The 25966-nt window shown below is 66.2% G+C and carries 25 protein-coding genes; 12 read left to right on the top strand and 13 right to left on the bottom strand.

What is annotated here, in order from left to right; genetic code table 11:
- Nucleotides 1-706: 706 nt before the first annotated feature.
- From OSH10_RS11010 to dapF, 4 genes are all read right to left on the bottom strand, one after another.
- A complete protein-coding gene (locus OSH10_RS11010) occupies nucleotides 707-1342 on the bottom strand; it encodes a septation protein A (protein WP_266331762.1) in 636 nt (211 codons plus the stop codon).
- A gap of 64 nt (nucleotides 1343-1406) precedes the next feature.
- Nucleotides 1407-2696, bottom strand: a complete 1290-nt coding sequence (ftsY, locus tag OSH10_RS11005) for a signal recognition particle-docking protein FtsY (protein ID WP_266331761.1) — start codon at nucleotides 2694-2696, stop codon at nucleotides 1407-1409.
- A 3-nt stretch (nucleotides 2697-2699) separates the two neighbouring features.
- Complete coding sequence (gene mtaB / locus OSH10_RS11000) at nucleotides 2700-3965, bottom strand: tRNA (N(6)-L-threonylcarbamoyladenosine(37)-C(2))-methylthiotransferase MtaB (protein WP_266331760.1); 1266 nt, start codon at nucleotides 3963-3965, stop codon at nucleotides 2700-2702.
- Nucleotides 3962-4867, bottom strand: coding sequence for a diaminopimelate epimerase (gene dapF / locus OSH10_RS10995; RefSeq protein ID WP_323181579.1), 906 nt, complete (start codon nucleotides 4865-4867; stop codon nucleotides 3962-3964). The genes mtaB and dapF overlap by 4 nt, the downstream gene beginning before the upstream one ends.
- A 367-nt stretch (nucleotides 4868-5234) precedes the next feature.
- Here dapF and pncB point away from each other — a divergent pair, with 367 nt between their 5' ends.
- Nucleotides 5235-6551: a nicotinate phosphoribosyltransferase gene (gene pncB, locus OSH10_RS10990; protein WP_266331759.1), complete on the top strand. Its 1317-nt coding sequence runs from the start codon at nucleotides 5235-5237 to the stop codon at nucleotides 6549-6551.
- 156 nt (nucleotides 6552-6707) lie between these two features.
- On the opposite strand, the gene OSH10_RS10985 is transcribed toward pncB, so the two are convergent.
- Both OSH10_RS10985 and OSH10_RS10980 read right to left on the bottom strand, forming a co-directional pair.
- Nucleotides 6708-8027, bottom strand: a complete 1320-nt coding sequence (locus OSH10_RS10985) for a glucoamylase family protein (protein WP_266331758.1) — start codon at nucleotides 8025-8027, stop codon at nucleotides 6708-6710.
- Complete coding sequence (locus OSH10_RS10980) at nucleotides 7978-9846, bottom strand: ABC transporter ATP-binding protein/permease (RefSeq protein WP_266331757.1); 1869 nt, start codon at nucleotides 9844-9846, stop codon at nucleotides 7978-7980. The genes OSH10_RS10985 and OSH10_RS10980 overlap by 50 nt, the downstream gene beginning before the upstream one ends.
- Nucleotides 9847-10097: 251 nt before the next feature.
- Between OSH10_RS10980 and glpK the strand changes: the two genes are divergently transcribed.
- Together glpK and OSH10_RS10970 are read left to right on the top strand one after the other, a co-directional pair.
- Nucleotides 10098-11588: a glycerol kinase GlpK gene (gene glpK, locus OSH10_RS10975; RefSeq protein WP_266331756.1), complete on the top strand. Its 1491-nt coding sequence runs from the start codon at nucleotides 10098-10100 to the stop codon at nucleotides 11586-11588.
- A gap of 82 nt (nucleotides 11589-11670) precedes the next feature.
- On the top strand, nucleotides 11671-11901 hold the full coding sequence (locus OSH10_RS10970; protein ID WP_266331755.1) for a hypothetical protein: 231 nt from the start codon (nucleotides 11671-11673) through the stop codon (nucleotides 11899-11901).
- 21 nt (nucleotides 11902-11922) lie between these two features.
- Here the strand turns inward: OSH10_RS10970 and OSH10_RS10965 are convergent, their stop codons facing one another.
- The 3 genes from OSH10_RS10965 to OSH10_RS10955 form a co-directional block, all read right to left on the bottom strand.
- Nucleotides 11923-12426 carry a DUF1993 domain-containing protein gene (locus OSH10_RS10965; RefSeq protein WP_266331754.1) on the bottom strand — a complete coding sequence of 168 codons (504 nt, stop codon included), beginning with the start codon at nucleotides 12424-12426 and terminating at the stop codon, nucleotides 11923-11925.
- 320 nt (nucleotides 12427-12746) lie between these two features.
- Nucleotides 12747-12893, bottom strand: a complete 147-nt coding sequence (locus tag OSH10_RS10960; RefSeq protein ID WP_266331753.1) for a DUF1127 domain-containing protein — start codon at nucleotides 12891-12893, stop codon at nucleotides 12747-12749.
- Between the two features lie 233 nt (nucleotides 12894-13126).
- A complete protein-coding gene (locus tag OSH10_RS10955) occupies nucleotides 13127-13750 on the bottom strand; it encodes a YoaK family protein (protein WP_266331752.1) in 624 nt (207 codons plus the stop codon).
- A gap of 164 nt (nucleotides 13751-13914) precedes the next feature.
- Here OSH10_RS10955 and OSH10_RS10950 point away from each other — a divergent pair, with 164 nt between their 5' ends.
- Nucleotides 13915-15204: a L,D-transpeptidase family protein gene (locus tag OSH10_RS10950; RefSeq protein ID WP_266331751.1), complete on the top strand. Its 1290-nt coding sequence runs from the start codon at nucleotides 13915-13917 to the stop codon at nucleotides 15202-15204.
- A 121-nt stretch (nucleotides 15205-15325) separates the two neighbouring features.
- A complete protein-coding gene (locus tag OSH10_RS10945; RefSeq protein WP_266331750.1) occupies nucleotides 15326-15721 on the top strand; it encodes a hypothetical protein in 396 nt (131 codons plus the stop codon).
- A 91-nt stretch (nucleotides 15722-15812) separates the two neighbouring features.
- On the opposite strand, the gene OSH10_RS10940 is transcribed toward OSH10_RS10945, so the two are convergent.
- The 4 genes from OSH10_RS10940 to OSH10_RS10925 all read right to left on the bottom strand — a co-directional run bounded on the left by OSH10_RS10940 (nucleotide 15813) and on the right by OSH10_RS10925 (nucleotide 19157).
- Nucleotides 15813-16922 carry an AI-2E family transporter gene (locus tag OSH10_RS10940; protein ID WP_266331749.1) on the bottom strand — a complete coding sequence of 370 codons (1110 nt, stop codon included), beginning with the start codon at nucleotides 16920-16922 and terminating at the stop codon, nucleotides 15813-15815.
- Between the two features lie 166 nt (nucleotides 16923-17088).
- Entirely contained in the window at nucleotides 17089-18117 is a 1029-nt protein-coding gene (locus tag OSH10_RS10935; protein ID WP_266331748.1) for a YihY/virulence factor BrkB family protein, read from the bottom strand.
- 120 nt (nucleotides 18118-18237) lie between these two features.
- Nucleotides 18238-18594, bottom strand: coding sequence for a porin (locus OSH10_RS10930; protein ID WP_266331746.1), 357 nt, complete (start codon nucleotides 18592-18594; stop codon nucleotides 18238-18240).
- Entirely contained in the window at nucleotides 18591-19157 is a 567-nt protein-coding gene (locus OSH10_RS10925; protein WP_266331744.1) for a dual specificity protein phosphatase family protein, read from the bottom strand. The genes OSH10_RS10930 and OSH10_RS10925 overlap by 4 nt, the downstream gene beginning before the upstream one ends.
- Before the next feature lie 141 nt (nucleotides 19158-19298).
- On the opposite strand from OSH10_RS10925, the gene OSH10_RS10920 reads away from it, so the two are divergent.
- The 7 genes from OSH10_RS10920 (at nucleotide 19299) to OSH10_RS10890 (ending at nucleotide 25931) form a co-directional block, all read left to right on the top strand.
- Entirely contained in the window at nucleotides 19299-19832 is a 534-nt protein-coding gene (locus OSH10_RS10920) for a lipocalin family protein (protein WP_266331742.1), read from the top strand.
- Nucleotides 19833-19938: 106 nt separating this feature from the next.
- On the top strand, nucleotides 19939-20823 hold the full coding sequence (locus OSH10_RS10915) for a GntR family transcriptional regulator (RefSeq protein ID WP_266331740.1): 885 nt from the start codon (nucleotides 19939-19941) through the stop codon (nucleotides 20821-20823).
- 22 nt (nucleotides 20824-20845) lie between these two features.
- Nucleotides 20846-21757: a dihydrodipicolinate synthase family protein gene (locus OSH10_RS10910; RefSeq protein WP_266331739.1), complete on the top strand. Its 912-nt coding sequence runs from the start codon at nucleotides 20846-20848 to the stop codon at nucleotides 21755-21757.
- A 69-nt stretch (nucleotides 21758-21826) separates the two neighbouring features.
- Entirely contained in the window at nucleotides 21827-22996 is a 1170-nt protein-coding gene (locus OSH10_RS10905; protein ID WP_266331738.1) for an extracellular solute-binding protein, read from the top strand.
- Nucleotides 22997-23082: 86 nt separating this feature from the next.
- Complete coding sequence (locus OSH10_RS10900; RefSeq protein WP_266331736.1) at nucleotides 23083-24162, top strand: ABC transporter ATP-binding protein; 1080 nt, start codon at nucleotides 23083-23085, stop codon at nucleotides 24160-24162.
- A 101-nt stretch (nucleotides 24163-24263) separates the two neighbouring features.
- Nucleotides 24264-25082, top strand: coding sequence for an ABC transporter permease (locus OSH10_RS10895; protein WP_266331787.1), 819 nt, complete (start codon nucleotides 24264-24266; stop codon nucleotides 25080-25082).
- Nucleotides 25083-25085: 3 nt separating this feature from the next.
- Complete coding sequence (locus OSH10_RS10890) at nucleotides 25086-25931, top strand: ABC transporter permease (protein ID WP_266331735.1); 846 nt, start codon at nucleotides 25086-25088, stop codon at nucleotides 25929-25931.
- The last annotated feature ends 35 nt before the right edge of the window (nucleotides 25932-25966 follow it).

The following is a 25966-nucleotide window of genomic DNA, read 5'->3' as shown; positions in this document are numbered from 1 at the left end:
GGAGCCCGAGGCCCAGGCGCCAGTGCCATGTGTCAGACCGCAAGCGCCAGTCAGCCGCGCAAAAGCGCCGCCACGCGCAACCGATCCCCGACAATGTCCCAACCAAAGACAAAGGGGTGACGACCCAGCGCATCGGTGGCTGGCTGGGCCCGAAGCACCGCCGATGGGGTCTTCTCCCGCGACGGGCCCATCCGCCGCGAAGCGCCGTTGGCTACCGTTGTCGGAGACGACCCTCGGCCAACGACCCCGCTCCCGGCGATGGCGTCGAACGTCCGCGCGCCGCCTTCTTCAGAACGGCGGCGCGATGATGCCAGGCGCGTCTTCGGCCCGGGGGCCGTCGTCAAGGTTCTCCGGCCACCGCGCGTCGGAGCCCGCCATCCAACCGCAATCGCGATTCGAGCAGGAAGAATGTCCGGCCCGGGATCGCGTGCCCGCGGCATCGGACTGCCGGGAAGCGGATCGATCCGCATGGACAAAAGCTTGGCCGCCCGGTGACCGACGCACCGCTCGGTGCCCGGGTCGCAGGACAGATCCGCGGAGGAGGGGGCCGGAGATCGTTCGGCCGATCCGGCCAACTGGCTGCCTCGCCGGCGCGGAAGGCCTCGGCCGGTGCCCGGATCGATCGGGGCAACGAAAGCCACGGCCGTCCAACGCGACCGTGTGTCACTTTTCCAAAGGCGCGAAAGGCTCGTCGGACCGAGACGCCTCAGCGAGCCGCCTCGGTCTTGTCGTCGGGAATCGTCGTGCGGGCGATCAGCGGAAGCTGGAACAGGGTGAACAGGAAGGTCAGCGGCATGATGCCGAAAACCTTGAAGTTCACCCAGAGATCGGTCGCCGCCTTGGGATCGGCGAGATAGGCGTCGGCGCCCTTCCAGATCACGATGTTGAGGATCGCGAGCGCCAGGAAGAACAGGCCCCAGCGGAAGGTGAGCTTGCGCCAGCCCTCATCCGTCAGCTTGAAGACGGAATCGAAGACATAGCCGAGCAGCGAGCGGCCGAAGGCGAGGCCGCCGAGCAGCACCACACCGAACAGCGTGTTGACGATGGTCGGCTTCAGCTTGATGAAGGTGTCGTCATGCAGCCACAGCGTCAGACCGCCGAACACGACGACGACGACGCCTGTCACCAGCGGCATGATCGGGAGTTTTCGCGTCATGGCGTAGGAGACGGCCAGCGCCGCGAGCGTCGCCACCATGAACAGTCCCGTCGCCCAGTAGATGTCGGCGCGGGCATTGGCGAAAAAGAACACGCCGAGCGGCCCGAGTTCGAGCGCCAGCTTCAGGAGCGGGTTGAGCTCCTTGCGGGCGGGGTCGTTGGGGGCGCGTTCGATTTCGAGGGTCATGGCCGGCTTTCGGTGGTGGTCGCTTTCAGATAGGGCGATATTCGCGGCTGATCTATGGCGCAGGTCACGCAGCGATACCCGCGATCGCCCTGGCGAATTCGTCGGCGGAGAACGGTTCGAGGTCGTCGACGCCCTCGCCGACGCCGATGAAGTGGATCGGCAGGCCGTATTTGGCGGCGATGGCGACAAGAATGCCGCCCCGCGCCGTCCCGTCCAGCTTGGTCATGACGAGGCCGGTGACGCCCGCGACGCGTCCGAAGATCTCGACCTGTTGCAGGGCGTTCTGGCCGGTCGTCGCGTCCAGGGTCAGGAGGACGCTGTGCGGCGCGGTCGGATCCTGCTTCTTGATCACGCGGATGATCTTTTCCAGCTCCGCCATCAGTTCGGTGCGGTTCTGCAGCCGGCCGGCCGTGTCGATCAGGAGGACGTCGGTCCCGGCGGCCTGCGCATCCTTCAGCGCATCGAAGGCGAGACCGGCGGCGTCGGCGCCGATGGCGCGGGCGACGATGGCGGAGCCGGTGCGCTGCGCCCAGATCTTCAGCTGCTCCACCGCCGCCGCGCGAAACGTGTCGCCGGCGGCGAGCATGACCGAGCGGCCTTCGGCGCGCAGTTTGGCCGAGAGCTTTCCGATGGTCGTCGTCTTGCCGGTGCCGTTCACGCCGACGACCAGGATGACATGCGGTTTGCGGGCGGGATCGATCACGAGCGGCCTCGCTACCGGGATCAGGACCTTTCGCACTTCGTCGGCGAGCACGGTGCGTACTTCGTCGCCGTCGATTTCCTTGTCGAAGCGTCCCTTCTTCAGGGCGGCCGTGATGGCGGAAGCGGTCTTCAGGCCGAGATCGGCCTGAATCAGCACGTCCTCGAATTCGTCGAGCGTTTCGTTGTCGAGCTTGCGCTTGGTGAAGACGGAAACGATGCCGTCGGAGAGCGCGCTGGATGACCGCGACAGGCCGGCGCGCAGGCGCTGGAACCAGTTTTGTTTCGGCGCGGGTTCCGGGGCAGGGGCCGGCGCGACCGGGGCGGTGAAGAAGCCGGTGGGACGTGGCGCGGGCGCCGGAACCGGTTCGGCGACAGCGATCGGCGCCACCGGCGGAGCAACCGGTGTGGCAGGCGGCTCAAAGTTCGGGGGCTCGACGGGCAGCGGCTCGTGGGCGGTCTCGACCTCGATCGCCTCGAGGAGCTCGACGGGCGCCGGTTCGATCACGGCGGCGGCGGCGATCGCTTCCGCATCCGGCTCCGCGACAGGGGCGGCCGTCGGCGAGACGATCTCGGGCTTAGGCGCCGGTTCCGGCTCCGCCGGCTTGCCGCCGCCGAAAAAGCGGCGGAACAGGCCCTTCTTTTCTTCTGCCATGGTTCAGGCGGCCTCTGCGAGTGGGGTGGCAAGGAGGCCCGATGCCGTCCGTCCCGTGATGTGGGCCGAAACAAGCGTTCCGGCAGCGATGCCCGGCATGGTGACCGGCGTAAAATGTTCGGTACGGCCAATGCCGCCCTTTTCCATCAGCACGTGGCGCCTGGCGCCGATCTCGCGGTCGAGATGGGCGGCGACGGTCGCCTGGCCCTTTTCGCGCAGCCGCGCGGCGCGGGCCTTGATGGTGGAGTGGTCGAGCTGCGGCATCCGGGCGGCCGGCGTACCGGGACGGGGCGAGAACGGGAAGACATGCAGATGCGTCAGCCCGCATTCGTCCACCAGGGCGAGCGAGTTCTCGAACATCGCCTCGGTCTCGGTCGGGAAGCCGGCGATGATATCGGCGCCGAAGACGACATCGGGCCGGAGCTTTCGCACGGCCTCGCAGAAGCGGATCGCGTCGGCGCGTCCATGCCGGCGCTTCATCCGCTTCAAGATCATGTCGTCGCCATGCTGCAGCGACAGGTGGAAATGCGGCATCAGCCGTTCGTCCTCGCCGATCGCCCGCATCAGGGCGTCGTCGACCTCGATCGTGTCGATCGAGGAAAGGCGAAGGCGGGGAAGGTCGGGGACCCGCTTCAGGATGGTGGCGACCAGCGTGCCGAGCGTCGGCTTGCCCGGCAGGTCGCTGCCATAGGCCGTCATGTCGACGCCGGTCAGCACGATCTCGGCATTGCCTGTCTCGACCAGCTGGCGGATCTGCTCGACGACGGCGCCCATCGGCACCGAGCGCGAGGGGCCGCGGCCATAGGGGATGATGCAGAAGGTGCAGCGATGGTCGCAGCCATTCTGTACCTGCACGAAGGTGCGGGTATGGCCATCCATGCCGGCGACGAGGTGGCCCGCCGTCTCGCGCACCTCCATGATGTCGGCGACCTTGACCCGTTCATGCTCGGCGATGGCGAGCCCGAGCGGCCGGTAGGCGGCGGCGGTGAGCTTTTCCTCATTGCCGAGGACGAGGTCGACTTCCGGCATCGCCGCGAAAGTGGCGGCTTCCGTCTGCGCGGCGCAGCCGGAGACGACGATCCTGACATCCGGCTGCTCACGGCGGGTCCGGCGGATCGTCTGCCGCGCCTGGCGAACGGCTTCCGCCGTGACGGCGCAGGTGTTGATGATCACCGCGTCGGAAAGGCCCGCTTCCGCCGCTCTCGTCCGCATCACCTCGGTTTCGAGCGTGTTGAGGCGGCAGCCGAAGGTGATGGTCTCGATGGTCATGCGCGGCGGGCGACCGTATCCGGCGCGACCTCGATGCGGACTTCGTCGCCGAGCGTGATCACGCCCTCCTGCTCGAACTCGGCGGCGCCGGTCATCAGGATATGGTTGTCGGCGCGCCACTCGATGTTGAGGACGCCGCCGGGCAGGCGGACATCGACGATGCGGCCGGTCTTGCCCAGACGGGCGGCCGAGACGGCGGTCGCACAGGCGGCGGAGCCGCAGGCGAGCGTCAGCCCCGCGCCGCGCTCCCACACGCGCAGCGTGATCGAACGGTCGGAGGTCACTTCGGCGACCGAGATATTGGCGCGCTCGGGGAACATCGGGTCGCGCTCGAGGATCGGGCCGATGCGGCCGAGATCGATCGCGGCGACGTCCTCGACCCAATAGATCGCATGCGGATTGCCGATATTGGCGACTGCCGGACGCGACAGGATCGGCGCGTCGACGGGGCCGAAGCTCAGATCGATGGCGGTGGTGTCCTCGAACGGGATCGCGAGCGGAATCTCGGCCCAGCCGAAGCGCGGCTCGCCCATGTCGACGGTGATGGTGTCGGCATCCTTCGCCACAACGTCGAGCAGGCCGGCCGAGGTTTCGAGCCGGAATGTCTCGCGGCCGCTCTCGCGCATCAGCACGAGGGCAACGCAGCGCGTGCCGTTGCCGCAGGCGCCCGAAAGCGAGCCGTCGGTGTTGAAGATCGTCATGAAGGCGTCGGTTCCGTCCGTCTTGGGCGGCTCGATCACCATCAGCTGGTCGAACGCCGTGCGGGGGTCGGCGGCGATCGCCCGCGCCGAGGCGGCATCAAGGCGCGTTTCCGCGCCGCGCATGTCGAGCACGGTGATCTGGTTGCCGATGCCGTTCATCTTGGCGAAGGGGGCGTTCATGACGTTCCGATCATCACGCATCCGGATCGGGTCCGGAGCCTTGGTTGTCGGGGCATATATGGCGGAAAGATCAGAGAAATTCCATACTGGAGCGCGGCGCCCCGCCGTTTTGCGGGTGGCCGATGCCAACAATCGCTTCCCTCGGGCGTCCGGATCGGTGTCCGGGACGGAGATTTGAAAAAGGTGCACGCAAAACAGGGGGCGCAGCAGCGCAAACTGGCGAGGCGGGCGCGGATTTGGCCGCGCGCGGCTTGCAGCCTGCCATCTGGGCTGCTTCACTGCGCCTCCCGCGTCGAGGACCCTGCTTCGCCTCGTGAATGCGCGAACGGTCATGTGGCCCATCGGGATGGGTCGAGTTCGTGCTTCTCTTCTGTCGATGGACATCTGTATGTCGCTTGATATCGCTACCCGCGTCTACAATCACGGCTTCCGGATCGATCCCATCGTCCGCACGCTGCTCGATACGGACTTCTACAAGTTTCTGATGCTGCAGCTCATTCGCGAGAAGTCGCGCGATGTCCGGGCGACGTTCGGGCTGATCAACCGGACCAAGTCGGTGCGGCTGGCCGACGTCATCGACGAACAGGAACTGCGCGACCAGCTCGATCATGCGCGCACCCTGCGCTTCCAGAAGAACGAGCTGATCTGGCTGGCGGGCAACACCTTTTATGGCGTGAAGCAGATCTTCAAGCCGGAGTTCCTCGATTGGCTCGAAGGGTTCCAGCTACCGGAATACGAGCTTCGCCGCACCGATGACGGCCAGTATGAATTGCGCTTCGACGGCCTCTGGAGCGAGACGACGCTCTGGGAAGTGCCGGCGCTGGCCATCGTCAGCGAGCTGCGCGCCCGCGCCGCGATGAAGGGCATGAGCCGCTTCGAGCTCGACGTGCTCTATGCCAAGGCCAAGGCCAAGCTCTGGGGCAAGATCGAGCGCCTGCGCGTGCTGGCCCAGGAAGGCCCGCTGAAGATATCCGATTTCGGTACCCGCCGCCGGCACGGCTATCTCTGGCAGAAATGGTGCGTCGAGGCGTTGCAGGAGGGGCTGGGCGACAATTTCGTCGGCACGTCCAACGTCAAGATGGCGATGGCCGCGGGCCTGGAGGCGATCGGCACCAACGCGCATGAACTGCCCATGGTCTATGCGGCGCTTGCCGAGAGCGACGAGGCGCTGCGCAATGCGCCGTACGACGTGCTGCGCGACTGGCAGGAGATGTATGACGGCAATCTGCTGGTCATGCTGCCGGACACCTATGGCACGACGCAGTTCCTGCGCAATGCGCCGGACTGGATCTTGAACTGGAAGGGCCTGCGGCCGGATTCGAAGCCGCCGATCGAGGGCGCCGAGGAAGCGATCGCCTGGTGGCAGCTGCATGGCTGCGATCCGCGCGAAAAGCTGATCGTGCTGTCGGACGGCATGGACATCGACACGATCGAGGAAGCGGCGCGCCATTTCCGCAACCGGGTCAATCTCTCGATCGGCTGGGGCACCAACGTCACCAATGATTTCCGCCACTGCGCCCCGGACGGCAAGGACGACCGGCTGCAGGCGATCTCGCTGGTCTGCAAGGTGGTCTCGGCCAATGGCCGCCCGGCGGTCAAGCTTTCCGACAATGCCAACAAGGCAACCGGCCCGGCCGAGGAAATCGCCCGCTACCGCCGCGTCTTCGGCCACCAGGACCTGATGGCCCAGCCGCTGCTGGTCTGAGGAGCGGTAGGAAGACCCTCACCCCAACCCTCTCCCGCAAGCGGTAGAGGGGGCCGATCGCGCCCAGCCTCGCCGTCGACATTGCCTCGGCGGGAAAGCCCTCGCCCGCTTGCGGGAGAGGGTTGGGGGTGAGGGGCTTGCTTGGAATTGGGCGCTTCAGGCGACTGGAGTTCCCGACAGATGCGGGCTCTGGAAATCGAGCCGCTGCAGGCCGCGGCGGACTTCCGCGTCGCGCATGAAGAGGTTCCAGATCAAGCCGCTGCGATGATTTTCGATCATCACGATCTGTGGTCCCTGGTCGATGGCGAGATGGGTCTTCGCCACCCAGTCGGCGCTTTCGCTGAAGGCGTCGAAGAAGCCGTATTCGCCCCAGAGCCGATCGCCCATCGCGTCATGGAAGTGGCGCAGCGCCGGCATGACGAGGTCCGGCGCATAGGGCAGGCTGGAGATCGCCGCGGTCGGCGCGATGACGCCCCGGTCATTGTCGGGCGCGTGCGCGGAATAACCGGTCGGGTTGTCGCTCGCCGAAAGCCCCCAGCAGTCGGGCCCATAGCCCTGGAAGCCGCCGGGATTGGCGACGCAATAGGCGTAGTTGAGCCGGGTATGGGAGACGTTCTGTGCCCAGTAGTCGGCATAGCGATCGCGGAGGCCGCGCGGGTCGAGGCCGAGAAACGAATAATGCGCGAAGAAAAGCGGCCCGCCGCCATCCGGCCCCAGCGGCAGGTCGATGCCATATTGCGGTCGGCGGTTGATGAAGGTGCGGCTCTGGGCGAAGCCGTTGTGATAGGCGAGCGGCGGGATGGCGTATTGTTCCGCGCCGGCGGCCAGCACGAACAGGATGAGGCACTCGTTCCAGCCGAGGATCTCGTGGTTCATCGCCCAGCCATGGTTCGGGCTCCAGTGCCAGTAGAGACCGTCGCGGCCGTCGCGGGTGAACCAGCTCCATTCCACCGCGCGCCGCATGCCTTCGATGCGGCCGCGCAGCCAGGGCTCCTTGCCGTCGGCGCGGTCGAAATAGACCTGCGCCACGATCAGGCCCTGGATCCAGAACGCCGTCTCGACCAGATCGGCGCCATCGTCCTTGCGGGCGTAGCGCACCACCTTGCCGGTCGTGCCGTTCATGAAATGCGGATAGGCGCCGTGGAAGCTGTCGGCCTGCTCCAGGAAGCCGATCATCCTGTGCAGCCGCTCGACGGCCTCGGCGCGGGAAATCCAGCCGCGCTCGACGGCGACGACGATCGCCATGACGCCGAAGCCGGAGCCGCCGAGCGTCACCACCTCGTCATGGCCCTGCGTGCGGTCGCGGGCCAGGCCGCTGACGGGATGGCCGAAATCCCAGAAATACCGGAAGCTCTGGCGCTGGACCCGCTCCATCAGCGCGTCGTCGCCCAGCCTCTCCCTGGCCGGGGCGCGGGTGCCGGCGGCTCTACTCGGCTTGCCGGGCGGTGCTCGGTTCGGGCTGTCTGGCTTGTTCATCCGGGGTCGCTCGGGTCGTGGGGAGGATGGGTTCGGCCTCGGCGATGGCGGGTCCATCCGCCTTCTCGCCGATGGGGGCATCCACCAGATTGATGGTGCGGGTGTAGAAATCATTGGTCGTCGCCCGGCCGGACACGGTGACCACGGCCGATGTCGCGAGATCCTCGTTGATGATCGAGGTGAAGATCCCGCGCTGCTCCTCGTCCATGCCGTCGACGGTCTGCTCGGTGAAGATCCATTGCGGCTTCAGCAGCAGCAGGCGGGCGAAGGTGAGCCGTTCCTCGTCGCTATAGGAAATCTCCTTGGCCCAGCGCGCCTTGCGATCGAGCGATCCGGTGAGGCGGCTGAGACCGACCCGCTGCATCGCCTCGATCAGTTCCTCATCGTTGAAGCCGGAGGGGGCGGAGGGATAGGTCAGGGCGGCGCGCAGCGAGCCATCGGGCACATAGGGCCGCTCCGGGATGAACATCACCCGGGAGCGCGGCGGCAGGCTGATCCTGCCCGATCCCCAGGGCCAGAGGCCGGCGAGGGCCGAGAACAGCGCCCCATGGGCGGAGCCGGTCTGGTCGACGATCAGGACGCGGTCGCCCGGCCGGATGTCGATATCGGCCTCGTCGAGGGCGGCCCGTTCTCCCGTCCAGTCGACGGCGACATTCTGGAGCTCCAGATTGCCCAGCGGTTCCAGATCATACTCGATGCGCTCGCCGGTGGAGCGGGGCTGTTCCAGGGTCACCAGGGCATGGCGGAAGCTCATGACGCGGGCGAGCGTCGCGCGCCAGTCGGCGATCGAGCTGAAATTGTCCACGAACCAGCGCAGGCTGTTCTGCACCTGGTTGAAGGCGCCCACCACCATCATCAGTTCGCCGAAGGAGAGCGTGCCGCCGAAATAGGCGGGCGCGGCGATGACGATCGGCGCGACCAGGCCGATCCAGCCATATCCGGCGGTGATCCAGGTCAGTCTGGCCAGCGCATTGACGAAGCGGCGGGTGATGTCGATGACGCGGGCGAGTTCGTCGTCGAGGCGCTGCTTCTCGTCGGGCTCGCCGGCATTGAGAACGATGCCGCTGGCGTTCTCGTTGACCTGGACCATGGCGAAGCGGAGATCCGCCTCGCGGGCATAGCGTTCGACACCGATGCCGATCAGCGGCCTGCCGATGCGCCAGCTCACCCACGAGCCGGTGGCGGCGAAGATCAGCGCGCACCAGACCATGTAGCCGGGAATCATGAAGCTGTAGCCGCCGAGCCGCAGCACGACGCCGCTCGACAGGACCCATAGCACCCCGACGAAGCTGAACAGGAGCAGGGTGGACTGGAACAGTCCGATGCCGAGGCCGGCGGACAGCTCGGCCAGGTGCTTGGCGTCCTCATGCACGCGCTGGTCGGGATTGACGCCAATCTGGCCCGCGTCTCCGAGCAGGACCAGGCGCCGCGTCGTCAGCCACTGCGCGATCAGGTCGCGCGTCAGCCATTGCCGGGATTGCAGGGTGATCATCTGGGCGAGCCAGGTCTGGGCCACGTTCAGGACCAGCAGCACACCGGCGATGCCGAAGAAGACCATCAGGTAGTAAAGGAAAGACGTGAAGTTTCGCGTTTCGATCGCGTTGTAGAACGGGCTGTTCCAGGCGTTGAGCACCACCTGCATGCCCGCCGTGGCGACGATGACCGTGACGATACCGATGGTCAGCAACACAAAGTCGCGTCGTCCGGACGAATTCCAGAGCGCGGAGATGAAGGCCTTGAATTGCTGGGCCAGTTCCGCGATTTCGTCCGTCACGCCATCGCTGGCACCCGGGCTGCTTTCATCAGGTCGTTCCGTCATTGCCTCGACTATCCGGCTTCGGCGCAGGCGAGCATACCGCCCGTGGGGACGAAATCGCGCATCATTCTGCCCGGTGTCGCGGCGAATGCCGCATTCCCGTTCAAACTGTTGCAGAAGCACATCAAATCAACCGGGTGCGACCGGACGCCCCGTCCCACCTCGCGCCTGCCCCGGCGAGGCGCTAGGATTCCGGCATAACCACAATCCGGCAGGCGCAGATCCGGATCGACACGATGGTTCGGGAGGACCTCATGAGCCCCTTCATTCTGGCGATCGACCAGGGCACGACCTCGACGCGCGCCATCGTCTTCGATGGCAGCTATCATGTGCGCGGCGTCAGCCAGCAGGAATTTCCGCAGCATTTTCCGCGCTCCGGCTGGGTCGAGCATGATCCGGAGGACATCTGGCGCACCGTGCTCGAGACGATGCGCTTCGCGCTCGCCCATGCCAGCGTGTCGCTGTCGGATATCGCCGCGATCGGCATCACCAACCAGCGCGAGACGACGATTCTCTGGGACCGCGAGACCGGCAAGCCGATCCACAACGCCATCGTCTGGCAGGACCGGCGAACGGCCGATCGATGCAACGCCCTGAAGGCGGAAGGCGCCGAGCCGGGACTGACCGAAAAGACCGGCCTTCTGCTCGATCCGTATTTTTCCGGCACCAAGATCGCCTGGATCCTCGACCAGGTGCCCGGCGCCCGCGCGCGGGCCGAGCGCGGCGAACTGGCCTTCGGCACCGTCGACAGCTTCCTGCTCTGGCGGCTGACGGGCGGGCGCGTGCACGCGACCGACGCCACCAATGCCTCGCGCACGATGCTGTTCAACATCCGTACCGGGGAATGGGACGACGAATTGCTGGCGCTCCTGCGGGTGCCCAGGGCCATCCTGCCGGAGGTGAAGGATTCGGCGGACGATTTCGGCGTCACCGATCCGGCGATCGTCGGCGCTTCGATCCGCATTGCCGGCATGGCTGGCGACCAGCACGCGGCGACGCTCGGCCAGGCCTGCTTCCAGCCCGGCATGATGAAATCGACCTATGGCACCGGCTGCTTCGCGCTGCTCAACACCGGGGCGGATCGGGTGGTGTCGAAGAACCGGCTGCTGACGACCATCGCCTACCGACTCGACGGCAGGACGACCTATGCGCTGGAAGGCTCGATCTTCGTGGCTGGTGCGGCGATCCAATGGCTGCGGGATGGGCTGGGCCTCCTCGATCGGGCCGATCAGGCCGGGCCGATGGCGGCGAAGGCCGATCCGCACCAGGATGTCTACCTGGTGCCGGCGTTCACCGGCCTTGGCGCGCCCTGGTGGGACGCCGAGGCACGGGGTGCGCTGTTCGGGCTGACGCGCGGCACCGGGCCGGACGAGTTCGTCCGCGCGGCGCTTGAATCCGTCTGCTACCAGACCCGCGACCTGCTCGACGCCATGCGGCGCGACTGGGCGCGCGCCGGCGAGACGGTGCTGCGCGTCGACGGCGGGATGGTGGCGAGCGACTGGACCATGCAGCGCCTTGCCGACATTCTCGATGCCCCGGTCGATCGGCCGATGGTGCTGGAGACGACGGCGCTCGGGGCGGCGTGGCTGGCAGGCCGGCAGGCCGGCGTCTGGCCGGCAGAGGAGGGGTTCGCGGCGAGCTGGCGGCTCAACCGGAAATTCCTGCCCGACATGGCCAGCGAAAAGCGCGAAGCCAAGCTGGCGAGTTGGCGCGATGCCGTCCGCCGAACGCTGACGACTGCATGACGGACAGCGTCTACGGCGTGATCATCGTCACTGTTCCGTAAGGGAAAAGGGATACAATGGCGACTTCCGTAAGGAGGTTGCCATGCCCCATACGATCGGACGATTCTTCGCCGTCCTGCTTCTCTCCGGCGTCGCCATCCCTGGCGTTCGGGCCGAAACCGCGCCGCCGGCCGACCCGCCGGCGGCAGGCGAATGCCCGCGGACCGACCGCTGCGTGCCGACCCGCGATGCGCTGGACGGCAAGGCATCCCAGGATCGCAAGCTCAAGACCAAGCACGACACGGTCAAGAACTCGATCAACAATGTGCGCTGACCGGCCTCGCCGGGAGCGGGGTTAGTCGAAGCTGCCGAGATAGTCGGCCTTGCCGACGGCGATGCCTTTGTGGCGCAGGATGTCGTAGGCGGTGGTGACGTGGAAGAAGAAGTTCGGCAGCGCGTGGCGCAGCAGATAGGTCTTGCCGTCCAGCTGCACGGCGCCGTTTCGCATCGAGATCGTCCGGGATTCGCTGCCGTCGAGCGCCTCCGGCGGGATGGACTTCAGGAACTCGACCGTGCGCCGGATTCGGCTCTTCAGCTCGGCGAAACTCGTCTCCGTATCGGCAAAGCTCGGATTGTCGACGCCCGACAGCCGCGCCCCGGCGCCCTTGGCGGTGTCGCTGGCGCGCTGGATCTGGCCGGCGAGCGGCAGCATGTCGGCCGCCAGGCGGCCATCGACCAGGCTCTGCGGGTCGATGCCGTCCGCGGTGCTCTGCGCCACGGCCTTGTCGAGAATGGCCTCGAGATTTCCGAATGCCCGGATGAAGACCGGAATGGAGGCCTCGTAGATTGATAGCGCCATGATGATCTCGGATGCTGGGCGTGGCGGGATCCGTCACGCGGCTGCGGCACCGGAAGATGGGCGTGCGCGGGTATTCGATTCAAGGGGCGGGCCAAAACTTGGCAGGGGAGGGACGGCGCGCGGCGGCCTGCAGCCTTTGGCGCTCTGGCGTTCCGGCCGGCAAAAACATCGGCTTGCGGAATCGCGCATAAAAAAAGCGCCCGTCGGGGAGGAGGTCGACGGGCGCTTTAGTTGATGGTGCCGCACAAGGGAGGAGGTTTGTGGGCACCTAATCGCAGGGAACAAGGGAGGAGGTTTGTTCCCAGACGAACCGTGAAAACTCAGTAACCGGCAGCTTGCTTGGCAAGTGCGTTGATGTCGTGGCGGCTGATGCCCAGATCAGCGAGCTCGCGATTGTCGAGGCGCGACAATTCGCTGCGGGTCTCGCGATACTTGAGCCAGGTCTTGTAAGAGTTCATGAGGTTCATAGCCATCATCCGATCCCTTTCCCTACCAACCGCTACTTCCCAGAACCGCGCCGGATTTCTCTGTCGCCGTTCTGATGATTGGAATTTAGTCCCGGTCTCGATGGATGAGCAGTGTGAAAAAAGTCATGCCAGCATTGCGCTGAATGCAGAGCAGCATCGATCGCTCGCAATTTGTTGCAGTGCACAAATATGCCTGACGTTCACGTCAGGTGCCGGCCTGGTCGTTCCGGGGTTCAGCCTGCCAGGATCGCCAGAACCACGATGACGGCACAGGCCGCCCACAGGCCGGCCAGGCCCACCATGCCATAGACCGAGGCGCCCAGAATCGCGCCGAGGCAGAGCGAGGCCCACAGCAGGAGACTGGCGACCCAGCCCCATTTGTCGCCGCCCTCCAGGGCCACGGCGATGCGGTGGCCGACCTTGACGAGGGCGCCCGTCACATAGGTCAGGCCGATACCCGGGGCGCCATTGCGCTGGAACACAGCGTTTTCCACCCCCATGGCGAGCGCCATGGCGACGTTTCCGACGATCGCCAGCGAGAAATTGTCCGAGAGGGCTGCAACCGCCAGCAATCCGGCCTCGGTCCACAGGATCGCGGCGCGGCGGTCGCGGCGCCCGTCCTTGCCGACCCATGCCCCGAGCGCGGCGCCGACGACGAACAGCGCGATGATGCCGGCGACCTGTCCCGCCTTGCTCCAGTCGTGCAGGGCGATGTCAACGCCGAGCCGGGTGGTGTTGCCACTCATGAAGGACACGAACACGCCGCCCAGATGTCGAAAACCCATCGCGTCGACGTAGCCGGCGATGCCGGCGAGGATATAGGCGAGCGCCTTCTGCCTGTTCGAGTAATCAATCATCTGCGTTGGCCGTCGTGAGGATAGCGGGATGAGGTGCGGGGACCGCAAGGTAAGGGAGACGTAAAGGAATACAGCTTCACGGTTAAGAATTGTTAACCGTGTCTGCCTAAATTGCGGGTGAAATCCGTTCGTTGCGCCGCGTCCGGCGGCATGGAGAGTTCGCCTTGTTCGTCGCCTGGATCCGCGTGGCGCTTGTATCCTCCCTGCTGCTGGCGCTTGGCAGCGCCTCTCTTCAGGCCCAGGAATGGCGCGAGCCATACCCTGAGGAGGCCCAGCCGGACCGTTATTATTCCGAGCCTGCCTATCGTGAACCAGCCTATCGCGAGCCGGCCTATCAGGAACCCGGTTATGCGCCGGCCGAAGCGCCGCGCTATGGCGAGCCGGCCGCGCCGGAATCTGCGCCCGCCCCCGCGGCTCCCCTCCGCCGCGCCACGGCGCCGCTCTCGGCCGACTTCATCGTCCAGGCCAATCAGGCGCCCATGGATGGCATTCCGGCCAAGAGTGGAAAGCCCGACCCGCAGGTCCTGAAGCTGCAGGTTCTGCTCGACCGCGTCCATGTCTCGCCCGGCGTGATCGACGGCCGCCAGGGCGGCAATCTCAACAAGGCGATCTCGGCGCTGCAGAGCATGCACAACCTGCCGCCGAACGGCCGGCTTGGTCCCGAGATCTGGGACCTGCTGCAGGTGGCGGCCGACCGGCCCGTGCTGATGGACTACACGATCAGCGACAGGGATGTCGCCGGCCCCTTCGTGCCCGTCATGCCGAAGGATTATGCCGAGATGGCGGCCTTGCCGAAGCTCGCCTATCGCGATCCCGTCGAACTGTTGGCCGAGAAGTTCCACATGGACGAGAACTTCCTGCGCAATCTCAATCCCGACGCCGATTTCACCATGGCCGGCACCATCATCACGGTGGTCGATGTCGGGCCGAACGCCAAGGCCAGGGTTGCGCATCTGGTGGCCGACGCCAGCACCCGTCAGCTGCTCGGCTATAACGAGAACTGGGACGTCGTGGTGGCGTATCCGGCGACGATCGGCAGCGCCGATCTGCCCTCGCCGTCCGGCATTCATGCAGTCAAGGCGGTCGCGGAAAACCCGGAATACTGGTACCGGCCGAAAGTGAATTTCCAGCAGGGCAACAACGACAAGCCGCTGCGGCTGGCACCGGGCCCCAACAATCCCGTCGGCACCGTCTGGATCGGACTCGACAAGCCGACCTATGGCATTCATGGCTCGCCGGAGCCGAGCAAGATCGACAAGACCAACAGCCATGGCTGCCTCCGTCTGACCAACTGGGACGCGCAGGAACTCGTGAAGCTGGTCAAGCCCGGCGTCGATGTCGAATTCGTCGACCAGACCCCGACCGCGTCGGTTGCCCCCGCCAAGGCGGCGCCGGCGGATGGCGTGACGGTCGGCGCGGGCGACTACCAGCCCATGCCGCCGCCGCTCCAGTAGGGCCGACGGGCGCGATCCGACGGCCACACATCCGCGCAAAATAACGCCGTTGCGCCGCGCAGGCTTGCCGCGTCGGGCTTCGTCTTGGTAGCTATGCCGATCATTTCGACGAGGACATAGTATGAACCGCTTCGCACTTCCGCTGGCTCTGGCCGCCGTTTCGGTCGTCGCGGCCTTTTCCGCCGGCGAGAGCTTCGCCAAGTCGAAGGCCGCCGCGGCGGCTCCCGCGCGCGATGCCTCCTGCAAGCAGTCGCGCTGGGAACTCAGGGGCGCGGGTGCCAAGACGATTGCCGAGGGTGGCCAGGACCGCGTCTGGCGCGTCTCGGTCGCTGGCGTCCCGGCCAAGGCTTCGGTCGTGCTGGAATATACCCGCTCCAACGGCACCAAGGGCGAGGTGGGAATGCCGTCCGGCTATGCCACGCTGGTCGAGGGTTCGTCGGTGCGCATGGTGTTGTCCAGCCCCGGCATGGGCAGCGCCGTCGCGGTTGCCGGCACCATCAACGCCCAGTGCAAATAGGCCGGCATCGTCCGACCCGGGCTTGAACGCTTCCGGCCGGCGCCCTCAACAGGCGCCGGCTTTTCTTTGTCCCTCTCGCGGGATCGGCCCGCTATCCTTCCAGGAAGTGGCCCACGGCATTGAGCGGGCGCACGCCGTCGCAGATGATCTTGGCCATGGCCAGCATGGGCACGGCGAGAACGGCGCCCGGCACGCCCCACATCCAGAACCAGAAGATCAGAGAGATGATCACGAGCACCGGGTTGAGCGTGAAGCGCCTTGCGAGCAGCATCGGCGTGATCGCCTCGCCCTCGACGAGATGGATCAGCAGATAAAGGCCGGCCGGCAGCAAGGCCTGGAAGAGCGGATCGATGGTCAGCAGGCCGGCGAACAGGAAGAGGCCAACACCGACCACCGGTCCCATGATCGGCACGTAATTGAGCAGGAAGGCCACGGTGCCCCATAGAATCGGGTCGCCGAGACCGCAGGCCCACATGGCGAAGCCGGTCGCGATGCCCACCCCCGCATTCATCAGCGTGATCGTGACGAGATAGGCCGAGACGTTTTCCTCGATCTGCTGCGACAGGTCGACCACCCGCCGCTTGTCCCTGAATCGCGGGACGATCTCCACCATGCGCCGCAGGAAGGTGTCGCCCGAGACGAGCAGGAAGAACAGGATCAGGATCGTCTCGAAGAAGCCGCTGGCAAAGTGTTGCGTCCCCTTCATCAGCGTCTCGGCCAGTGTCGGGCCTGCCGGGCCGCCGCCTGTGCCGGTCGCCACGCCATCGAACTGGTGCAGGAATTTCTGCAGTGCGCCAATCGGCTGGCTCAGGAATTTAAGCCGCTCCTCCAGGCGCTGCACGCCGCCGGGCAGCTTTTCACCCCAGGCCGTCGCGGGACCGGATAGCGCGGCGCCGACGCCGACGATGACGCCGAATACGGTCAGGATCAGGAGCAGCGCTGCCAGGGTCCTGGGTACGTTGAACCGCTCCAGCACCCGCATCGCCGGCTGGAACAGCAGCTTCAGCACGATGGCGAAAACGACAGGCAGGATGATGTCGGAAGCGAAATAGCAGACCGCCAGCACCGCCAGAACCAGCAGGCAGGCCTGGATCACCAGTTTGGGATCGGACGAGAGCGGCCCGTCTTCCCCCGTCAGTTCCGGGGGCTCCAACGCAACCGTTTCCGTGGTCGGGATCTCGATTCTCAGGGGATCTGCCATGGACGGGACTCGCGTTGCGGGAAACGGGAGCAGACGGTGGCGTCAATCCGCATCCATCGGATCGCGTTTTGCAGCGCGACCCTTCTCCCCGATCTCCGGCAATGCGCAAGCAGGCTGGTGGTTGCATGCGGACGAAAGAATCTGGCGGATTCGCTCCCGCGCGCCGTCAGTCCAGCGCCTCGCCGATCGAATCGGCCATCACGGCGCCGCGCTTGCCGAGCGGCTTGGGCCGGCCGACCGTTGAATCGCGCGCCGTCTGATGCTCGATCTCGGCATTCAGCTCGGCCCCGAGCAGCAGAACCGTCGACGACAGCCAGATCCAGGTCATGAAGCCGATGATCGCACCGAGGGCGCCGTAGTTTCGGTCGTAGCTGCCGAAGCTCGAGACGTACCAGGAGAAGCTGATCGAGGTGAGGATCCACAGCGCCGCGGCGACGGTGCTGCCCCAGGTCACCCAACGCCATTTCGGCTGTTCCCGGCACGGGCCGAAACGATAGAGGATCGCCAGCGCCGCCCAGACGAAGAAGCCGAGGATGGGCCAGCGCAGGGCATTGATCCAGACCTCGGAAGAACGGCCGATGTCGAGAAAGCGCAACGCGATCGGCACCGCGATGATGAAGGCGATGGCGCCGATGCCGGCGACGATCGCCAGCAGGGTGAAGATCAGCGACTCAACGTTGAGGGCAATGACGCCTCGCCGCTCGCGCTCGCCATAGGCGACGTTGAGGCCGTCGATCGTCGCCTTGATGCCGGCATTCGCGCTCCAGATCGAGAACAGAAAGGAGAGAGCGAAGCTGAAGCTGAGGGCGCCGCTGGAGGCGCGGATCGCCAGGTTGACCTGATCGGAGATCAGCTCGAAGGCGCCGGCCGGCAGCACGAAGGCAAGGCCGGAGAGGTGGCTGTTGATGGTCGAGTTGTCGGCCACCAGGCCGTACAGGGTCACGAGGGCGGAGAGACCTGGAAAAATCGCCAGCAGGCAGAAGAAGGCCATGCTGCCGGCCACGGTCATGACCCGATCCTCGAGCGAGCTTTCCCAGACCCGCCACACGATGTCCTTCCAGCCGCGCGCGGGAATATCCGCCGGGGCGTTGGCCAGTCGGCCACGTCCCGGTTCCGCATCGTCGATCGCCTGCTCGAGCGCCGGAGGCGGGGTGGTGCCGGTGAGGAGCGGGGAGGGAAGGTTCGCGGAAGCCATCTGCCATGCCTGTTTCGTGTCGGGCGCTACACCAGCGTCGGGAGGCGAATCGCTTGCCGGAGGGATCCCGTCAGAGGCCGCCTTGTCCGTCATCCCATCTTGAATGGTCAGCTTCCATATTCAATCAGTCCGTGTCGACCTTCTGCTGCCGAAACTGGTGCCGGACTTCACGGAACCGCCGATCTTGATGCACGCCCCGGACCCCGGCGAATAGGAGAAGCCCTCGCCGAAGGCGTCGCATATTCTCTCGTAATGCGGGTCGTCATCCGAAGGTTCCGCTTCGGGCGCTCGCGGCGGCCGAGGCGCGTTCGTCCCCGCGGCGACGGCCGGCTTGTCGGCGAGCGAGGGGGCGACGAGCGGCGGCCAGGCATCGGCCATGGCAGCCGAGGGAAGCTGCAGCATTCCGATCGCGACGATCAGCCGGGCACGGCTGCGCCAGCTTCTTTTCAGGCGGTCTGGCGGTACGCAGGCGGTCATGAATCGTGAAACCCCAGCCAAGGCTCCAGCGCCTCGAAAGTCATGTCCATCGGCCAGGTCGGGCTGAGCGGCAGCGCGATGTGGCCGTAGCGGATCGAGATCTGATCTTCGGCGGCCTCCTCGCCCAGCCGGGCCACGGCGGCGATGTAGAGCGCGGACGCCAGGCTGGTCCGGTCGCTGCCATCGGTGCAATGAATCAGGATCGGCTTCGGAGCCGTCTTGAACAGCTCGATCAGCGCCGCTGCCTCGTTCTGCGTCAGTTCCGTCCGCGAGGACATGCGGAAGTCCTCATGCACCAGTCCGAGCCGGTTCGATTCGTCGATCTCGGCGCGATACCAGCCTGCCTTTTCATTGGCCCCGCGCAGGTTGATGACGGTCTTGATGCCGAAATCGCGGGAGTACCGTTCCAGCGCGCTCGGCGTCGGCTGCGCCGACCGGTAGAGTTCGCCGGCGATGACGGTGTGGAAATTGCCCGTCAGAAGCAGCGTGGCGATGTAGATGCCGAGCACCACCGGCACGGCCAGTATGGCGGCGCCGCACCACAGAATTCGCTTCTTGCTCATGTTCCGGCCGTTTCCCGCCTTGCCGCGCACCCCCTGGCAACGCCCGTGCAAATTAGCGGAAACGGCAGCCTCGGGCCAGATCGTATGTGTCGCACCGTCAGCTCCCGAGGGAACTCAGGCCCGCCGGTCGACTTGGACAGCATGACCCCAGGAAGAATTCTTCCGCTTTTCGCCGCCTGCCTGTTGGCCGCTTGCGGCCCGTCCGGCCCGGTCGGCAACGCCGCTGTGCCGCCACCGGCCAAGAGCGTCGAAATCGAGCGATATCTCGGCCGCTGGTTCGAGCTTGGCCGCTATGAGAACGGTTTCGAGCGGGGTTGCGAGGCGGTGACGGCCGATTACAGCCTGCGCCGGGATGGCCTGGTCACGGTGGTCAATACCTGCCGCGCCGGCGGCATCGACGGCAAGGCGCGGGTCGCGGTGGGCCGCGCCCGGGTGGTGGCGGGAAGTGGAAACGCCAAGTTCAAGGTCTCCTTCTTCGGGCCCTTTCTGGGCGATTACTGGGTGCTGGATCATGCGCCGGATTACGCCTGGTCGATCGTGGGAGAAGGCTCCGGCCGCTATCTCCGGATCCTGACGCGGACCCCGACGCCATCCGGTCCGGTTCGGAGGTGCATCGAAAGCCGCGTCCGGTCGCTTGGCTATGACGTCAGCATGGTGCGCTGGACCCGTCACTGAGGCCCTGGCGTGGTCGATCCGTAGGGATACGCCCCGGTCGGGGCGCCAGCCGGATCGCTCCCCTGGCGTCCCGAAATCGGCCTGAAGGCTGCGACGACCCATCGGAATGAAGCGTTCGCGTTGCATCGAGCCGATCCCGCTCCATCGTCGCAAGCGGCTGAATCGGGGGAAGGGCGGGTTTCGTGGGTGCGCCGGATCGATCTGCAACACGCGACTGCGCTTGAAATCTGATACATCACAAATTGACGGATCAGATTTCAACGGCTACAGATTCGCTCCCGCCCTAGGAGATGATGGAATGGATGGTCACGTGGTGGACGACAGGGAACAGCGAAGCGAGCGCGTTCTCGAACCGATCCGCATGCGCAGCCTGCGCGAGCACATCCATGACGAACTCCGCCAAGCCATTATCTCGGGTCGCCTGAAGACGGGCGCGAAGCTGAACGAGCGCCAGCTCGCGGCGGATCTGGGAACCAGCACCAGCCCGCTGAAGGAAGCGCTGCGCCAGCTCGAGGCCGAAGGTCTCGTGCGGACCGAGCCGCGCCGCGGCAGCTACGTGACCTTCTCGCCCCGGCAGGCCGAGGAGATGACGCTCGCGCGCGCCGCGCTGGAAAGCATCATCGCGCGCCAGGCCGCCAAGCACGCGCCGGACGCCGCCTTTGCCCGGCTGCGCGCGGTCGTCGACCAGATGCGCATCGTGCTGGAAACGGGCAGCGTCGAGCAGCTCATCGCGCTGAACGAGCAGTTCCACGACACGATCCACGAGGCGTCCGGCTGCGATTACCTGCGCCGGCTTCAGAACGCCCAGCGCACCTACGATCACGCCGCCCGCATCACCGTGCTGTCCAGCGAGGACATTCGCCGGGCGTCGTTCCATGAACATGAAGCGATCATGGAGGCGATCGTCGCCCGCAACGAGGATGAGGCCGAAAGGCTGATGCGCCAGCACATCATGGACGCGGGGAAGACGCATATCGAGCTGGTCTTCTGATCGGCTTACAGGGAGGAATACAATGAAGTTCGAGGCGTACCGCCGCGTCCTGCACGGCATATCCGGCGTGCATGTCACCGCTTACGATGACCGTGGCGAGATCGAGCCGAAGCTGACGGGCCGCATCGTGTCCGACATCGCGGCGGCCGGCGTCCACAATATCGTGACGGGCGGCAATACCGGCGAGTTCTTCAGCCTGACCACGGACGAGGTCATCCGCCTGCAGGACATCGCTGTCGCAGCTGTCGATGGCCGTTCGGCGGTCACCGCCGGGGCCGGCCGCTCCGTCCGCGAGGCGATCACGGTGGCAAAGGCTGCCAAGGCAGCCGGCGCCGATGGCGTGATGATCCACCATCCGCTCGATCCCTTTGCCGCCCCGCATTCGCAGGTCGATTACTTCATCGCCATTGCCGAAGCCGTCGATCTTCCGCTCGTCGCCTATGTCCGCTCCGACCTGATCCCGCTGGACGAGATGGTGCGCCTTGGCAGCCATCCGGCCGTCGCGGGCGTCAAGTTCGCGTCGACCAACACGATGCGCTTCGCCGAATGCGCCCGCGCCACCGAGGGCACCGACGCCACCTGGATCTGCGGTCTGGCGGAAAGCTGGGCGCTGCCCTTCTACGCGCTGGGCGGAAAGGGCTTCACCTCGGGCCTCGTCAATATCGCGCCGGCGCTTTCGCTCGCGGTCTGGCGGGCGCTGGAAGCGGGCGACTATGCGGCGGCGCGCGACTACGTCGATCGCATCGCGCCGTTCGAGACCATGCGCACGAAATACAACAACGGCGCCAACGTCACCGTCGTGAAGGAGGCTCTGCGCCTTCGCGGTGCAGAGGTCGGGGCGGTGCGCCTTCCCGGCCTGCCGGAACTCGAGACAGCCGATCGCCAGACGCTCGGCCGGATTCTGGAAAGCTGGAAGGAATCCGCGCTCGCCTGAAAGCCAGCGCCGCGCGTCATCTGGGAGGAGGCGCGCGGCGTTCATGACAACCACTGGGAGGAGTACGTCATGTTCAACAAGGTTTCACGTCGCCGCTTCATGGCCGGAGCGGGCCTCGCGGCCGGCGCCGGGCTCATCCTGCCGCGGGGCGCGTTCGCGCAAGGCGCGCCGGTCGCCCTCAACGTCATCGACGCCGCCGGCAATCTGGCCCTGACGCAGCCGATCTTCGACAATTTCGCGTCGAAGCACAGCAATCTCGTGTCGCGCTTCACCTTCAACAAGGCTCCATCGCCGGAACTACCGGGCAAGATCCGCGCCCAGCAGCGCGCCAATCGCGTCGATATCGACATGGTCATCATCGGCCCGGATGCGCTGTCGGCCGGCCTTGCCGACGACATCTGGACCGACATCATCGCCCTGCCCGAGAACGGCCTGCCCAAGCTGCAGGACATCTATCTCGACCCGGCCTGGCGCATGCAGCAACAGGGGCAGGGCAAGGGCGTCGTCGTCTCCTACTACCCCTCGGGCCCCTTGCTCGAATACATGCCCGACCGTGTTCCGAACGTACCGAAGACGGCCCAGGAGTTGCTGGACTGGACGCGCCAGAACCCGAACAAGTTCATCTACGCGCGCCCGGCCAATTCCGGCCCCGGCCGCACCTTCCTGATGGGCCTGCCCTACCTGCTGGGCGATTCCAATCCCAAGGATCCGGCCAAGGGCTGGGACAAGACCTGGGCCTATCTCAAGGAACTGCACAAGCAGATCGAATATTACCCGGCCGGCACCGGCGCGCTGATGAAGGAGTTCGGCGAAGGCACGCGGGACATGACCGTCACCACCACCGGCTGGGACATCAATCCGCGCGCCCTCGGCGTCGTGCCGAAGGAAGCCGCCGTCGGCAAGCTGGATGGCTTCCACTGGGTCTGCGACGCGCATTATTTCGCGATTCCCAAGGGCGTTCCGGCCGAGAAGGTCGCGGTGCTGCTGGAGTTCATCAAGTTCGCGCTCCAGCCGGAACAGCAGGCCTACTCCTATGACGCCGGCTATTTCTATCCGGGCCCGGCCGTCAAGGATGTGCCGCTGAGCATGGCGCCCCAGGCCAGCCAGGACATCATCGCCGAGTTTGGCCGTCCGGAATATGCGGACTGGATCGCCAACAACCCGATCGAGCTGCCGCTCGAGCCCGAAGCCCTGGTGGTGGCGTTCCGTCGCTGGGACGAGGACGTCGCCGCCGGTTGACCGGCTGCTCCTCATGGTCGCTGCCGCGCGCCCTTCGGGTCCGCGGCAGCAACGCCCTGGATCCCTGTTTCGGACGGAATAACGGCATGTCGCTCGCCTCAATGTCCTTCAATGAACTGCGTCTCGACCGCGTAAGCCGGGCTTTCGGGAGCTTCCATGCGCTGAACCAGATCGAACTCGTGATCGGCAAGGGCGAGTTCGTCGCGCTGCTCGGCCCGTCGGGCTGCGGCAAGTCGACCGCGCTCAACTGCATCGCCGGACTGCTCGGCACCACCGGCGGCGGCATCTACATCGACGACCGGCGCATCGACCAGCTCAAGCCGGAAGATCGCGGCTTCGGCATGGTGTTCCAGAACTATGCGCTGTTTCCGCACATGACCGTGCTGCAGAATGTCGGCTTCGGCCTGAAGATGCGCGGCCTGCCGCGCGCCGAGATCGAGACCCGCGCCCAGGCGGCGCTCGCGCTGGTGCGTCTCCAGGGCCAGGCCGACAAGCTTCCGGGCCAGCTCTCCGGCGGCCAGCAGCAGCGCGTCGCCATCGCCCGCGCCATCGTCATCGAACCGCCTCTGGTGCTGATGGACGAGCCGCTGTCCAACCTCGACGCCAAGCTGCGCCTGGAAATGCGCGCCGAGATCCGCCGCATCCACAACCAGCTTGGCGCGACCACGATCTACGTCACGCACGATCAGGACGAGGCGCTGTCGCTGGCCGATCGCATCGTGGTGCTGCGCGACGGGTCGATCCGCCAGGTCGGCACGCCGCATGAGCTTTACGAGAGCCCGCTCTATCTCGACGTGGCCGAGTTCATGGGCTTCCGCAACCGTGTCGTCGGCAAGGTCGTTGGCGTCGCGAACGGCGTCGCCACCATCTCGACCGAGGGACGCGAACTGACCGGCCGCGCCATGGACGCCCTGAAGCCCGGCGACGATGCCGTGCTCGCCGCCCGCGGGGACGACGTGATCGAGGGCACTTCGGGCGCAAACGCCATTCAGGCGACGGTCGAGACCATCGAATATCGCGGCCGCGAATATGTCGGCACCGCCCGCACCGCCACCGACATGGAGCTCGTCTTCCACGGGCCGCGCCAGGTCGATATCGGCAGCCGCATCAGCCTGGAGATCGACGCCCTGAGAGCCCTGGTTTTCGCCACAGGGAGGGCAGCATGAGCGTCGAGGCGATCCAGACACGGCCGCGCGTCAACGCGGAGCCGGACCGGCCGGGCCTGCGCCGTCGGCTAGCCAACCGGGGCATAGACGGCGTCACGCTGATGATCCTGCCGGCCCTTCTCTTCGTGCTCGGCATCTTCGTCTACCCGTTCCTGTACGGGCTGGTGCTGTCGTTCCATCCCCTCGAAGGCGACGCCCTCGCCAATTATCGCGAATTCTTCTCGGACCCCTATCTCTACAACACGATCGGCGCGACGCTTAAGCTCGCCGTTCCGGTGACGCTCCTCAGCGGCATCCTGGCGGTGCCGATCGCGATGCGGGTGCGCCTGCTCCAGCGCCAGCGGCTGCTCACCACCATTCTCGTGCTGCCGATCACGCTCGGCACGGTGCTCGTCGCCGAGGGCCTGCTGAACTATCTGGGCGCGCAGGGCTGGTTCAACCGCACGCTGATGACCATCGGTCTGATCGACAGCCCGCTGCGCCTGACGAACAATTACTGGGGCGTCTTCGTCTCGCTGGTGATCACCGTCTTCCCGTTCACCTTTCTGCTGACGCTCTCCTATATCTCCGGCGTCGACCCGGCGCTGGAGCGCGCCGCCGCCACCCATGGCGCCAATAGCTGGCAGCGCTTCCGCCATGTGCTGTTGCCGCTGCTGATCCCGGGCCTCGTGGTCTCCGCCTGTCTCACCTTCGTGCAGGCCTTCTCGGTCTTCCCCTCCGCCGTGCTGCTCGGTGCGCCTTCGGGGCCGACGCGGGTCATTTCCATCGCCGCCGCGCAGGCCGCGTTCGAGGAATACAACCCCTCCAAGGCCTCGGCGATCGCCATGATCATGGCCGCCGTCCAGCTCCTCGTCGTAGCCGGCCTGCTTGGCGTGCGCTCAATGTTCTACCGCGGCTCGACCGCCGGCGGGAAAGGCTGACCCATGGTTCGCGATACCTCCCTTCTTTCCAAGCTTTGGATCACGGTCGTCTGGGTCGTCACGGGTCTGTTCGTCCTCAACGTCATCGCCGTCATCGCAGCCGTGGTGGTCTCGTCCTTCGGCACGCGCTGGCTGCGCAGCTGGCTGCCCGATGCCTTCACGATCCGCTGGTATGCGGCGGCCTGGGCCGAGTTCCAGCTCGACCATGTGCTGCTGGTCACCTTCCAGATCGTCTTCACCGTGGTGATCCTGTCGGGGCTGCTCGGCGTGACGGCCGCCTATGCGATGGCGCGGCGGAATTTTCCCGGCAAGAAGCTCGTGCTGCTGATCTTCCTGCTGCCGCTGCTGGTGCCGCCCATCACCTTCGGCATCCCGCTCGCGACCGTGCTCTACATGGCCGGCGTCGGCGGCACGTTCTGGGGCGTGGTGCTGGCCAATCTCGTGCCGACCGTGCCCTTCGTCATCCTGGTGATGATCCCGTTCATCGAGCAGATCGACCCCAAGGTCGAAGCCGCGGCGCGCGTGTTCGGCGCCGGCACGTTCCAGCTTTTCCGTCACGTGCTGCTGCCCATGCTGCTTCCCGGCATGCTGGCCTCGATGCTGCTGGTGCTGGTCCGCACCGTCGCGATGTTCGAGCTGACCTTCCTCACGGCGGGTCCGACGAGCCAGACCCTCGTGGTCGCGCTCTACTACTCGGTCTTCGCCGCCGGCGTCCGCTCGGTGCAGTCGATCGACGCCATGGCGGTGATCTACATGGTGACCTCGCTGGTCTGGCTGCTGATCGCGCTCCGCTTCGTGAACCCGACGCAGATCGTCGCGCGCGGCCGGTCGGAAGCCTCGACCCACTGACGTCCCGGGGGCGGCGCAGGCCGCCCCTCCCGCAA

The sequence above is a fragment of the Kaistia defluvii genome (genome assembly GCF_026343955.1).
GTDB classification, from domain to species: Bacteria; Pseudomonadota; Alphaproteobacteria; order Rhizobiales; family Kaistiaceae; genus Kaistia; species Kaistia defluvii.
This window is presented reverse-complemented; position numbering and strand designations above follow the sequence as displayed.